Source organism: Pseudomonas sp., from assembly GCF_030684895.1.
GTDB lineage: Bacteria > Pseudomonadota > Gammaproteobacteria > Pseudomonadales > Pseudomonadaceae > Aquipseudomonas.
In genome coordinates this window covers 43,094-56,371 of the sequence record NZ_JAUXXP010000033.1, presented here as the reverse complement: position 1 = coordinate 56,371, position 13,278 = coordinate 43,094, and the positions used below count along the sequence as shown (strand labels likewise).

Below are 13,278 nucleotides of genomic sequence, written 5' to 3'. Positions count from 1 at the left end.
GCCCTGAGCATCGGTGCCCAACGCGTCCTGTTCGATATCGAAACGCACGGTGCCGGCAATCGCATAGGCCACAACCAGCGGCGGCGAAGCGAGGAAGGCCTGCTTGGCGTAGGGGTGGATACGGCCGTCGAAGTTGCGGTTGCCCGAGAGCACAGCGGTGGCGTACAGGTCGCGGTCGATGATTTCCTTCTGGATCTTTGGTTCCAGCGCGCCGGACATGCCGTCACAGGTGGTGCAGGCGTAGGCGACGATGCCGAAACCGAGCTTCTCCAGTTCAGGCAGCAGGCCGGCTTCCTCCAGGTACAGCTTGGCGACCTTGGAGCCTGGCGCGAAAGACGTCTTCACCCAGGGCTTGCGCACCAGGCCCAGCTCATTGGCCTTCTTCGCCACCAGGCCAGCTGCGATGACGTTGCGCGGGTTGGAGGTATTGGTGCAACTGGTGATGGCGGCGATGATCACCGCGCCATCGGGCAGCAGCCCTTCGGCTTCCTCGAGCTTGCCGGAGGCTAGCTTGGCTTCGTCGGCAATACCGCGTTCTTGCAGTGCCGAGGTCGGCAGGCGCTTGTGCGGATTGGACGGGCCAGCCATGTTGCGCACGACGGTGGATAGGTCGAAGCTCAGCACCCGCTCGTATTCGGCGGTGACCAACGCGTCGGCCCACAGGCCGGTGGTCTTGGCGTAGTGTTCGACCAGCGCCACCTGCTCCGGCTCACGGCCGGTGAGCTTGAGGTAGTCGATGGTCTGCTGGTCGATGTAGAACATCGAAGCGGTGGCGCCGTATTCCGGGCACATGTTGGAAATGGTCGCGCGGTCGCCGATGGTCAGACTGTCTGCACCCGCGCCGAAGAACTCGACCCAGGCACCGACCACGCGCTCCTTGCGCAAGAACTCGGTGATGGCCAGGACGATGTCGGTGGCGGTAATGCCAGGCTGGCGCTTGCCAGTGAGCTGCACGCCGACGATGTCGGGCAGGCGCATCATCGACGGCAGGCCGAGCATCACGGTTTCTGCTTCCAGCCCACCGACGCCAATGGCGATCACGCCCAGGGCATCGACGTGAGGGGTGTGCGAGTCGGTACCCACGCAGGTGTCCGGGAAGGCCACGCCGCCGCGCGCCTGGATCACCGGGCTCATTTTCTCCAGGTTGATCTGGTGCATGATGCCGTTGCCGGCCGGGATCACGTCGACGTTCTTGAACGCGGTCTTGGTCCACTCGATAAAGTGGAACCGGTCCTCATTGCGACGGTCTTCGATGGCGCGGTTCTTGGCGAAGGCGTCGGGGTCGAAGCCCGCAGCCTCCACTGCCAGGGAGTGGTCGACGATCAACTGAGTCGGCACCACCGGGTTGACCTTGGACGGGTCTCCACCTTTCTCGGCGATGGCATCACGCAAGCCAGCCAGGTCGACCAGTGCGGTCTGGCCAAGGATGTCGTGGCAGACCACGCGAGCCGGGTACCAGGGAAAATCCAGGTCCTGCTTGCGCTCGATCAGCTGCTTGAGCGAATCGGTGAGTGCGGCCGGCTCACAGCGACGCACCAGCTGTTCGGCCAGCACACGCGAGACATACGGCAATTTGGCATAGGCACCGGGGGCAATGGCCTCGACAGCGGCGCGAGTATCGAAATAGTCCAGCGCCGTGCCGGGCAGGGATTTACGGTATTGGCTGTTCATGGGCGATCCTTGAGCGGCACAAACTTGAGGTCTTCAGGGCCGGTGTAGTTGGCGCTCGGGCGGATGATCTTGCCGTCAATGCGTTGCTCGATCACATGGCTGGACCAGCCCGAGGTGCGGGCGATGACGAACAGCGGGGTGAACATGGCGGTGGGCACACCCATCATGTGGTAGCTCACGGCGCTGAACCAATCGAGGTTGGGGAACATCTTCTTGATTTCCCACATGGTGCTCTCTAGTCGCTCGGCAATGTCGTACATCTTCATATTGCCCTGCTCCACCGACAGCTCGCGGGCCACATCCTTGATCACCTTGTTGCGTGGATCACTCACGGTGTAGACCGGGTGACCAAAGCCAATCACCACTTCCTTCTTTTCTACACGAGCACGGATATCGGCCTCGGCCTCATCCGGGCTGTCATAGCGCTTCTGAATTTCAAACGCCACTTCGTTAGCCCCGCCGTGCTTGGGCCCGCGCAACGCGCCAATGCCGCCAGCGATACAGGAATACATATCCGAGCCGGTACCGGCGATCACCCGCGAGGTGAAGGTGGAGGCATTGAACTCATGCTCGGCATACAGGTTGAGCGAGGTGTGCATGGCGCGCACCCAGGACTCGCGTGGTTTCTCACCGTGCAGCAGATGCAGGAAGTGACCACCAATCGAATCGTCGTCGGTTTCCACATCGATACGCTTGCCGTTGTGGCTGAAGTGATACCAGTACAGCAATGCGGAACCCAGCGAGGCCATCAGCTTGTCAGCGATATCGCGGGCGCCTGGGTGGTTGTGGTCGTCCTTCTCCGGCGACACGCAGCCCAGCACGGACACAGCGGTGCGCATCACATCCATCGGGTGAGCGGAAGGCGGCAGCTGCTCCAGCGACACCTTCAGCGCTGCCGGCAAGCCACGTAGGGCCTTGAGCTTGGCCTTGTAGCCGGCCAGCTCGGCAGCGTTGGGCAACTTGCCGTGCACCAGCAGGTGGGCGATTTCTTCGAAGTCGCAGCGATTGGCAAAGTCGAGCACGTCATAACCGCGATAATGCAGGTCGTTGCCAGTACGGCCGACTGTGCACAGCGCGGTATTACCGGCGGCTGTGCCGCTCAGGGCCACGGATTTTTTCGGCTTGAAGCCTGGGGTGGTTTCTGGGGTCGCACTCATCGCTAATCTCTCCTCATCCGATCCGGTCGGTCATTCTTTTAAGCAGGCGACTAAGACCTGCGTTCCGGTTATTTTTTCGCGGCAAACAGCGCGTCAAGGCTCTGCTCGAAGGCGTGGTAATTGATGCGCTCGTACAGCTCCATGCGGGTTTGCATGGTGTCGACCACATTCTTCTGCGTGCCGTCGCGGCGTACAGCCATATAGACGTTTTCGGCCGCCTTGTTCATGGCGCGGAAGGCCGACAGCGGGTACAGCACCAGGCCGACATCCACCGCAGCCAGCTCTTCGGTGGTGTACAGCGGCGTGGCGCCGAATTCAGTGATATTGGCCAGAATCGGCGCTTTCACTCGGTCGGCGAAGGTTTTGTACATCGAAAGCTCAGTGATGGCTTCCGGGAAGATCATGTCGGCACCGGCCTCGACACAGGCCGCCGCGCGGTCCAGCGCCGAGTTCAGGCCTTCAACCGCCAGGGCATCGGTACGCGCCATGATCACAAAGCTGTCATCGGTACGCGCATCGACGGCCGCCTTGATGCGGTCGACCATTTCCTGCTGAGTGACGATCTCCTTATTAGGGCGATGGCCACAGCGCTTGGCGCCAACCTGATCCTCAATATGAATCGCCGCTGCGCCGAACTTGATCATCGACTTGACGGTGCGCGCGACGTTGAACGCCGAAGCGCCGAAACCGGTGTCGACATCCACCAGCAGCGGCAAATCGCACACGTCAGTGATGCGGCGCACATCAGTGAGTACATCGTCCAAGCCGGTGATGCCCAGATCTGGCAAGCCGAGCGAACCCGCCGCTACGCCGCCACCGGACAGGTAGATCGCCTTGAAACCGGCACGTTTGGCCAGCAGTGCATGGTTGGCGTTGATCGTGCCAATGACTTGCAGCGGGTGCTCTTCAGCAACGGCATCGCGGAAACGCTGGCCTGGACTCTTCAAGCTCATGACTCACCTCGGGTTTTAGCTGTCTTGGGATGCGCGCCCTGCCCCATGCTGTTGGCGCTAGCGGCGCTCATGGAATAGTGGCGCTCGATATTGCGTTTGGAGGCGCCGATATGCCGGCGCATCAACAACTCGGCCAGCTCACCGTCACGGTCGGCAATGGCGTCGAGAATGCGGTGGTGCTCGGCGAACGCCTGATGCGGCCGATTGGGCGTAGCGGAGAACTGCAGGCGGTACATGCGCACCAACTGATACAGCTCGCCGCAAAGCATTTGGGTCAGGGTCTTGTTGCCACTGCCCTGGATAATCCGGTAGTGAAAGTCGAAATCGCCTTCCTGCTGGTAGTAGCCGACCCCGGCCTTGAAAGCAGCATCCTGCTCATGCAGGTCGAGTACCGCGCGCAGCTCATCGATTTCCGCCTGGGTCATGCGCTCGGCAGCCAGGCGACAGGCCATGCCTTCCAGCGACTCGCGGATTTCATAGAGCTCTATCAGCTCGGCATGGCTAAGCGAGACTACTCGCGCGCCGATATGCGGCACGCGCACCAACAGACGCTGGCCTTCCAGACGATGGATCGCCTCACGCAGGGGGCCACGGCTAATACCGTAAGTGCGCGCCAGCTCAGGCTCGGAAATCTTGCTACCGGGGGCAATTTCGCCTTTTACGATGGCCGCCTGAATACGCCGAAAAACCTGCTCGGAAAGGGTTTCCGAGTCCTCCTGACTAGACTCGAGCGGCTCAATTACATCAAGCATATTGTCGACACTGCGCGAATTAAGTGCCTAAAAATTACGCCTAGACGGCATTACTGTCAAACAAACCAAGGATATTGTTGACAGTATGCAGCGCTACTTTAGTCGCCTGTAGCCGCGACCTTACTTGCATAAACGCCTATAAGCGCCTGTCACGACTGAAAAAGCCCATGGTAGAATGCCGCCCGCTTAAGGCTTGCAGAGGAATTTCTGACTGCCTGCTAGACTCCAAGCCCAGGTGCCCCAACTGCAACGCGCGCGACCGGCATTTGCTTGACCCATCATCAGCACCATACCCCAGGACTTATGACACTAAAGCCCTCCATCCTTGTGCTATGCCTGCTACTTGCTCCCGGCCTGAGTTTCGCCGCGGAGAAGACAGTCTATGGGCTTAATGAATACGTCCGACTATTCGACCTCGATCTGAAGCTTGCCGCCAAGCTCGATACCGGCGCTAAGACCGCCTCGCTCAGCGCCCGCGACATCAAACGTTTCAAGCGTGATGGCGAGACCTGGGTGCGTTTCTACCTGGCCATCGACGAGGCGCATACCAGCCCGATCGAACGCCCGCTGGCACGCATCAGCAAGATCAAACGCCGCGCAGGCGACTATGATCCAGAAGAAGAAAAAACCTACACGGCGCGCCCAGTAATCGAGATGGAAATCTGCATGGGCAAGGCCCTTCGCACAATTGAAGTGAACTTGACCGACCGCAGTGCATTCCAATACCCGTTGTTGATAGGCTCCGAAGCACTTAAACACTTTTCGGCCTTGGTCGATCCGAGTCTTAAATACGCAGCAGGCAAACCTGCTTGTGCCCCTGACGCAAACCTTGGCGCCGCCCTTGATGAGTAAATCCCATGCGCTCTCTTAACCTCCATCTGAAAGTCCTGGTCATACTCCTGGTGAGTCTGGGCATTCTGATTACGGCTTATCAGATTTTCATCCTCGGCATTCCGATGACCGAAGACGAGACTGATGACCTGTGGAACATCGACGCCAAAGTCGAGTTCCAGGCCAGCCCGCGTGAGCCGGTCAAGCTGCAGATGTTCGTGCCGCCGCTGGCCCAGGATTACGTCAGCCTCAACGAGAGCTTTATCTCGAATAACTATGGTGTGAGCATCAACCGCGCCGACGGCAACCGCAAAGTCACCTGGTCCGCACGCCGTGCCAGCGGCAAGCAGACCCTCTACTACCGCCTGGTGCTGACCAAGCGTTACAGTGGTGAACAAGCCAAGCCAAAAGGGCCGATCTTCCGCGACAGCATACCGGTCGAAGGGCCCGAGAAAATTGCCGCTGAAGCGCTACTCGCGCCGATTCGCCAGCACTCGGCCGATGTAGAAACCTTTATTAGCGAGACCATCAAACGCGTCAACAACGCCGGTGACGATAACGTCAAACTGCTGCTGGGCGGCGATGCTTCCACCCCGAACAAAGCCAAGGTTATCGAGCTGCTGCTGTCCATCGCCCACGTACCGATGCAGCGTGTGCACAGCATCCGCCTGGCTGCCGACATCCAGCAGAGTCCGGAACTGTGGCTACGCAGCTTCAACGGTGAAAAATGGCTGTATTTCAACCCGGAAAGCGGCGAACAGGGTATGCCGGTTGATCGCCTGGTCTGGTGGATCGGCGATGAAAGCCTGGTCACACTGGAAGGCGGCAAGCAGGCGCAAGTTAGCTTCAGCCTGAACAACAGCGAAATGAACGCCATTCGCCTGGCCAAGCTGACCGACGAAAACACCGACGCCGACTTCCTCGAATACTCCCTGTATGGCCTGCCGCTGCAGACCCAACAGACCTTTATGATCATGGTGATGATCCCCATCGGCGTGCTGGTGATCCTGATTCTGCGCAACCTCGGTGGTTTGCAGACACTCGGCACATTCACCCCGGTACTGATCGCCCTGGCCTTCCGCGAGATGCAGCTGGGCTACGGCATTATGTTCTTCACCATCATCACCGCGCTTGGCCTGTCACTGCGCTCCTACCTTGAGCACTTGAAGCTACAGATGCTACCGCGCCTGTCAGTCGTACTGACCTTCGTTGTAGTGCTGATCGCCGCAATCAGCCTATTGAGTCACAAACTTGGGCTTGAGCGCGGTCTATCAGTCGCGCTGTTCCCAATGGTGATTCTGACTATGACCATCGAGCGCCTGTCCATCACCTGGGAAGAACGCGGTGGTGGCCATGCCTTCAAGGTCGCCCTGGGCACTTTGTTCGCCGCCACCCTGGCGCACTTACTGATGAGCGTGAAGGAGCTGAACTACTTCATCTTCACCTTCCCTGCCGTGCTGATGATCATGGTTGGCTTTATGCTGGCAATGGGTCGCTATCGCGGCTACCGCCTGACCGAACTGTTCCGCTTCAAAGCCTTCCTCAAGGACTAATGCCATGTTCGGTCTGATCAAGACGTGGAAAGCCCTGGAAGCCAAAGGCATCATGGGCATCAATCGGCGTAACGCGGACTACGTGCTGAAGTACAACAAACGGCACCTCTATCCGATTGTCGATGACAAGATCATCACCAAGATGCGCGCCATCGAAGCGGGCATCGATGTGCCGGAAATGTACGGCATCATCGATACCGAAAAAGGCATCGATAACCTGCGCAAAATAATCGGTGACCGCCCCGACTTTGTGGTCAAACCGGCCCAGGGCGCCGGCGGTGACGGCATCCTGGTGATCGCTGATCGCTTCGAAGAAAAATACAAAACCGTCTCGGGCAAGATCATCAGCCACGAGGAGATCGAGCATCAGATCTCCAGCATCCTCACTGGCCTCTACTCCCTGGGCGGCCACCGGGATCGCGCGCTGATCGAATACCGCGTAACCCCGGACCAGATCTTCAAAAGCATCAGCTACGAAGGCGTGCCCGACATCCGCATCATCGTGCTGATGGGCTACCCGGTGATGGCCATGCTGCGCCTGCCAACTCGCCAGTCCGGCGGCAAGGCCAACCTGCACCAGGGCGCCATCGGTGTCGGTGTGGACCTGGCCACCGGCGTGACCCTGCGCGGCACCTGGCTGAACAACAAGATCAGTAAACACCCGGACACCACCAACGCGGTGGACGGTGTGCAGCTACCGAACTGGGACGGCTTTATGAAGCTCGCCGCCGGCTGCTACGAGCTGTGCGGCCTGGGCTATATCGGCGTGGACATGGTGCTGGACCAGGACAAGGGCCCGCTGATTCTCGAACTCAACGCCCGCCCCGGCCTTAACATCCAGATCGCCAACGACTGTGGCCTGACCCACCGCGCCCACGCCGTCGAAGCGCGCATAGCCGAACTGCAGAAAAAAGGCATAGTCGAAACCGCCGAAGAGCGCATGCGCTTCTCGCAAGAGCTGTTTGGTCACGTCTCGATTGCGCAGATCTGATTGATCCGATGACTAAAAATCCCGGACTTTTCCGGGATTTTTTATGACGGCTTTATGGCGTCGCTAACGCACAATCGCCAACTCAAACGCGCCTTCATCACTGTGGGCGTGGCTCTGCATACCCGCCTCATCGAGCGCCAGCGCCTGCAAGGGGCGCTTGAAGGGTTTGTTGTCCAGGGTTTGCAGGCTGCGGTCTTCATCTGTGGTTAGCAGCAGCACATAGTGCTCACCCGCAGCGGCTCGCACCGGCACAGTGCCCTCGATAAAGGCATAGCGATACCAGGTTTCCGCGTGCAGCTGGTACACCGCATCGCTGACCAGGCGCGTTGGCTGCTTGGCTTGATCAAGGAACAGCAAGGACGGATAGGCCACCTGTTTGTTGGCAAAGCTGCGAATGCGCAAACCGAAGTCGTACTGCGAGCGTGGCAGTTTCAGGGCGGCGTAGTAGCTCTTGCCCATGGGGAAATCCAGGCTGGGTGAAAAGCGATTTAGCTCTTCATAACGGGGCTCAGCGGCACTAAGAGGGGTGAAATCACCCTCGGCCAATTGCCCACAACAACGCTCGACCAGTTCCTGATAACGCCCACCAGTCTTTGCCTCGGTTCCAGCCAGCAAGGCCTGCATAGCCGCGGTGGGTTGCCCATCCAGCCCCGGCAAAGCCTGCGGCTTACCCTCAAAGGTGATTTCGCGGCCCTGGGTAAGCGGCACATTGTGCAAGGTTGGCGTTGGCTGTTTGGCTCCTTTGGGGGGCACTTTGGAGTTGCGCATACGCCCCTGCTCATCGACCCAGGTAAAGTAGCGACCATCTTGCTCATCACGGGCAAAATCGCGCCCTTCCAACACATCCGAGCTGATGTAGGCACTGGAGCGCTCACCCGTCCCCAAAACAATTTCATTGCCGCCAGCTTGCACCTGCTGGCCGGCATAGAAGCTGTTCTGCAGATTGCCGTTGGCATCCACCCAGGTGAAATAGCGCCGCTTGCTCTCACCACTGCTCTTGCTACCAGGCCAGACGGCGGCCTCACCTTCATTCAAGCGCGCCTGATCGCTGCGCTGGATATTGCCGGCAGCCGTGCGTTGATGGGCCATATAGCGGTTGTCGACAAAGCTGTTGTGCACCCGCCCCTGGTCATCGACCCAGGTCAGGTAGCGGCCGCTGGCGCTGGCCTGTGTAGCCGCCAAAAACCCTATCAGCATCAGCACAATGCGCATGACAGAACCCTAGAACGTGGTGCGATAGGTTAACGCCAGCACATAGGCTTTGACGCTGGTTTTAACATCCAGATCGGCATAGGGGTTGTACACCATGCTGTCGATGGATGAGCAGTTGATGTTGCAACTGGAACGCGCCGGGATGTCCTGCTTGCTGACCAGGTAGTTGAAACCCAGGTCGATCACGGTGTCCTTATCCCACTGGTAACCCAGACCGAGACCATAGAGCTTGGCATCACCCAAAGGCGCCAGCACATCGGCCTTGTTACCAGGAATGGCTGACGGCCTTGGCTCATAGCCCATACGCAGGCTGAGGCGGTCATTAACCTGATATTCAACACCGACCGCCCAACTCCAGACCGACTCATAACCACGGTCAAGAATGATACTTGTCGAGGTGGCGTTCTCCGGGGAGAACAGGCTGGCGATGGTCAGAATATCCAGCTGGCGATCAAACTCCAGCTCGAACTTGTCCCAGGCCGCATAGTCGGTCCACTTCACATCCAGGTTGATCTGCCAGCGCTTATGCGGCTTGAGCTTGATGCCCGTGGCAAAGTGCGCCGGATAAGTCATGTTCAACGAGACGTTGCCCTGCTCTTTATCGAACAAACCATCGGGCGTCAGGCTGTTGAACACCGCGCCGATAAACGAGCTGTCCAGGCCCTGCCAGAAGCCCTGCCAGTTCTCCGAGTAATCCACCACATAGCGCCCTTTCAAGCGCATCTTGGCCTCGCTCTGGTACACCGCGCCCAGGGCAAACCAGTTGGTCGGCTCCCAGAGAAAACCGACGTTCCAGGTTGGCGAAAGGGTCTGCTGCATGTCGATGTCGATATTGGCAATGTCGGTGAAGGGTCCCAGTTCGCCGCCACAGATATTTAGGAATATTTCAAACGGGTTGCCATCCACAAGACATAAGGCGTCCTGAGCCACCCCCACAAAGCCGGTGAGAATGCCCGGCGCGCGGAAATCCTGATTAAGCGCCATGGCTTGATGGGAAAAGCCGATAGACAGCCCCAGCGACAGCTCATCGTTGACCTGATATGCCAGTGAGGGCGAGAAATAGGTCAGGCGCTGGATCACCAACTCCTTGCCCTGATAGCGCCCCGGGTCATCGTCATCACGGGCAAAGCCAAGCGCCTGCGGCGTGTACATATTGGTGGCGAAGGTCAGTTTGGAGCCTGGCGGTGTGATGGACAGCCCAGCCAGAGGCGCAAACAGCATCGGCAATTCAGTGGCGCCACCCACACCTGGCAGGTACATCATCGCGGCACCTGCGCGGCTGGATGAGTTGGCCACCGAGTCGTTACTCAGGCCAAGAAAGTTGCTGCCATAACCGGCCGGCGCATCGAACTCGGCGCGAATATCCATCATCCCCGTAATGAACTTGATCGTCGTCTGCCGCCCTTTGAGTTTGCTCAGGGCTGCCGGGTTGTAATGCACCGCATCGATACCGGTGAAATCAGCCGTTACCGCATTGCCTAACGCCATGGCCTTGGGGCTGCCAATCGTCAGGTTCTGCGCCAATTGTGCCTGGGCAAGGCCGCAGCAGAGCGAAGCAGCCCAAAAAATCGCCTGCGTTAGCAGCGAAATTCGCGTGTTCATAAGAAGATTCGCTCGCGTTTATTCGGCCTTCAGGCCTTTGATATCCAAAGGCATGGAGATGCCCAACAGCACATCGGGCGAATCCTCGGTCATACCGAAACCGGCACTGACGTTGACAATGCGATCCGGTGAAGTACGCAAGCCCAACGAGAAGTTCATCACCGCACTGGTTTGCCCGCGTCCCTCGGCTTCGCCGTCGGCGAAGGTGAAGGTAGGTTTTAGCGAGTGCGACATCTGGTAGGAGGTTGCCAGCGACACGTCATAGGACAGCGCATAGGCAAAGCCCATGCTCAGGGAGAATGATGAGCCCGGATCGACCTCTTCGAGCAAACGCCCGCCACGTACCTGGCCAATGCCGGTAATGGGCATGTTGTAGGTGTATCCGAGCGAGCCGAACAACACGACCGGGTCGATCACGTAGGACATATTCGCGCCGACGCCCAGGCTGTAGGTACCGCTGCCCGTAGACAGGTCACTCTGGGAGTTGATGTCGTAGGGGCTGTTGCCAGTTGGCAATCCCAAGGTCGCATACAGGGTAGTCACCGGCTTGCCGCGCAAGGAGGTCCACGGCTGCCAACGCAGACTGGCGGAGATATCGCCCAGGCTGTAGGCATTCAGGTCACGCTCGGTGTCGTACTTGGCGACCATGGGCAGACGCACGCTGAAGGTCAGGTTATCCCACACGCCATAATCGAAGGTGAACGAGTTGGTGAAGGTGTGCTGCGCCTCGCTCTGGCCAATCACACTGAATACGTTGTTGCCGGTGCGCACAGTCTCGATAACCGTATCGCGCAGCAGCGAGTAATCGAAACCATAGGTCAGGGTTCGCTCGCCTTTTTTTAGCAGGGTGTAGCTTTTTTCCGCGGCCTGAAACACCTCTTCCAGGGCCTTGGCGCTGTCGGCGTCATCATCCTGCTTGCTCAATGCTTCACGTGCCTGATCGACCGAGCTCGGCTCGTCGGCAAATACCGCTGAACTGGCAGCCCCTGCTAGCATGGCCAGCCATACATAATGCAAAACTCTCATGGCGCAGCCCCCAAATATTTATTGTTATGCCGGGCGTTTTACTTGCGTCGGATATAGCGAATATCGCCACCGGAACCCAGCTCTGTGGCTTGGTTTTCGGTAAATTTGGTCATTTGTGGGAACTCACGAAATGCCAGCAAGCTGACGGTGCGGTCATCAATGATGCGCAAATCCTGCTCGCTCAAGGCCAGGGCATTCGGCGGTTCATTACCGCTGGGGAAAATCACGAACAGTACGTTCTGATCCCAGATTTCCTCAAAACGTGTACGGGTAAAGCTGATATTGCCCAGCGCCGGGTCCGCGACAAACACATGGTCGTTGTACACATCGCGCACCACCACAAAGTGTTTGAAGCCGGCATATTCAATCGGCACGATGGCCGGATGCTCAAGTGCGTCGAGATCGGCAAAAGCCGCGCGAAAGCCACCACTCTTGTAGCCCAGCGCCGTAACAAAGCGCTTCATGTCGAGCAGGGAAAAACCGCGTCGCTCAACGATCTTGTCGGCCTCACCAAACTGCAGCAAGCCCTCCATTACCTGGCGTTCCTGCAAATTACGACCGAGAAAATAATCCAGCAGCGTGGTCAAGGCGGCAGAACCGCAACTGTAGTCATAAGCCTGACGAATCACATTGCGAAACTGCAACTGGCTCATCGGTTCAAGCGTCACCGTCTCACGCAAAGGCCCGTTTGGCAGCAAATACTGATTGATATGCACGGTACCCGGTGCCGGCGGTTTGGTATCCACCGCCTCGGTAAAGCCCCATACGCCGATCAAACTGCCCAGCAGAATCTCGATCATTCGCCCACCGCACTCCTATCCGGCAAGAGAAAAGCCCTACCGGCCGAAGCCGGTAAGACCTTTCATCACACGCAACAACTAAGCGAACTTAGTGGCCCCAGACTTTTACGGTGGTGCCGGCCATGTTCAGATCGTTGATCGCCAAGCCGCCAATGCTGGCACCAGTGCCAAGACGGATGGCACCGACACTCAGCTCGCCAGTGATGGCCGGCAGGCTGATCTGCAGTTGCTGGGTTTGAGTGCCGCCAATGTCAGTGCTCACTACGTCGACCATGACCGGCGACGTATCAGAAATATTGAAACCAGTGAAGGCAACAGTTTCCAGATTCAGGCTATTACCATCATCGATGTAGCTGATCTTGCCGATGCTGCCGTTGAAGTTGCCGGAAATGCTGATACCAGCCTGACCAGTCACGGAGGAAAGGGAGCTGTCGTCCATGGCCTTGAGCTCAGCCTGAGCCATGAAAGGAACAGCCAGAACAGCGGTGGCCAGGGCCAGTTGCTTGAGGGTTTTCATTGTTATTGTCTCCACAGTTCACTAATGGGTTGTCCCCGGCAGGCTGCTCTGGACTCCTGTCCGTCTCAGCTACAGCGGCATGCGCCGCTCACCAGGTCTGACACTGCTTCCCTATTCGCGCCAGGCTTGGAATCGTGAAGCACCATGCTTCTCGTCCTGACGTTAAAACTACTGGGGCATGCCCTGGCTGCCAGCCCATCCAAGGGATGGAGC

At 58.4% G+C, this 13,278-nt stretch carries 12 protein-coding genes; 3 read left to right on the top strand and 9 right to left on the bottom strand.

The genetic code is table 11. The features are described from left to right. The 4 genes from acnA to Q8M42_RS06525 all read right to left on the bottom strand — a co-directional run. The coding region (gene acnA, locus Q8M42_RS06540; RefSeq protein WP_305283767.1) for an aconitate hydratase AcnA at positions 1–1,671 on the bottom strand (1,671 nt) is incomplete at its 3' end. Then, on the bottom strand, positions 1,668–2,828 hold the full coding sequence (prpC, locus tag Q8M42_RS06535) for a 2-methylcitrate synthase (protein ID WP_304867707.1): 1,161 nt from the start codon (positions 2,826–2,828) through the stop codon (positions 1,668–1,670). The genes prpC and acnA, both read right to left, overlap by 4 nt. A gap of 68 nt (positions 2,829–2,896) precedes the next feature. After that, a complete protein-coding gene (prpB, locus tag Q8M42_RS06530; protein ID WP_304867705.1) occupies positions 2,897–3,781 on the bottom strand; it encodes a methylisocitrate lyase in 885 nt (294 codons plus the stop codon). Continuing rightward, a complete protein-coding gene (locus tag Q8M42_RS06525) occupies positions 3,778–4,533 on the bottom strand; it encodes a GntR family transcriptional regulator (RefSeq protein ID WP_304867704.1) in 756 nt (251 codons plus the stop codon). Before Q8M42_RS06525 ends, prpB begins: the two co-directional genes overlap by 4 nt. A gap of 303 nt (positions 4,534–4,836) precedes the next feature. Between Q8M42_RS06525 and Q8M42_RS06520 the strand changes: the two genes are divergently transcribed. The 3 genes from Q8M42_RS06520 to Q8M42_RS06510 are packed head-to-tail and all read left to right on the top strand — an operon-like array spanning position 4,837 to position 7,908. Further along, on the top strand, positions 4,837–5,385 hold the full coding sequence (locus tag Q8M42_RS06520; protein WP_304867702.1) for an ATP-dependent zinc protease: 549 nt from the start codon (positions 4,837–4,839) through the stop codon (positions 5,383–5,385). 5 nt (positions 5,386–5,390) lie between these two features. Beyond that, positions 5,391–6,917, top strand: a complete 1,527-nt coding sequence (locus Q8M42_RS06515; RefSeq protein ID WP_304867700.1) for an inactive transglutaminase family protein — start codon at positions 5,391–5,393, stop codon at positions 6,915–6,917. 4 nt (positions 6,918–6,921) lie between these two features. Next, positions 6,922–7,908 carry an alpha-L-glutamate ligase-like protein gene (locus Q8M42_RS06510; RefSeq protein ID WP_304867699.1) on the top strand — a complete coding sequence of 329 codons (987 nt, stop codon included), beginning with the start codon at positions 6,922–6,924 and terminating at the stop codon, positions 7,906–7,908. A gap of 63 nt (positions 7,909–7,971) precedes the next feature. Here the strand turns inward: Q8M42_RS06510 and Q8M42_RS06505 are convergent, their stop codons facing one another. The 5 genes from Q8M42_RS06505 to Q8M42_RS06485 form a co-directional block, all read right to left on the bottom strand. Then, positions 7,972–9,120 carry a MalM family protein gene (locus tag Q8M42_RS06505; RefSeq protein ID WP_304867697.1) on the bottom strand — a complete coding sequence of 383 codons (1,149 nt, stop codon included), beginning with the start codon at positions 9,118–9,120 and terminating at the stop codon, positions 7,972–7,974. 9 nt (positions 9,121–9,129) lie between these two features. Beyond that, positions 9,130–10,722, bottom strand: coding sequence for an outer membrane protein transport protein (locus Q8M42_RS06500; protein WP_304867695.1), 1,593 nt, complete (start codon positions 10,720–10,722; stop codon positions 9,130–9,132). Positions 10,723–10,740: 18 nt separating this feature from the next. Further along, positions 10,741–11,748 (bottom strand): transporter, encoded by a 1,008-nt coding sequence (locus Q8M42_RS06495; RefSeq protein ID WP_370692717.1) that lies wholly within the window; start codon positions 11,746–11,748, stop codon positions 10,741–10,743. 38 nt (positions 11,749–11,786) lie between these two features. Next, positions 11,787–12,548: a C39 family peptidase gene (locus Q8M42_RS06490; protein ID WP_304867693.1), complete on the bottom strand. Its 762-nt coding sequence runs from the start codon at positions 12,546–12,548 to the stop codon at positions 11,787–11,789. A gap of 88 nt (positions 12,549–12,636) precedes the next feature. Next, positions 12,637–13,065 (bottom strand): DUF6160 family protein, encoded by a 429-nt coding sequence (locus Q8M42_RS06485; RefSeq protein ID WP_304867692.1) that lies wholly within the window; start codon positions 13,063–13,065, stop codon positions 12,637–12,639. Between the last annotated feature and the right edge of the window lie 213 nt (positions 13,066–13,278).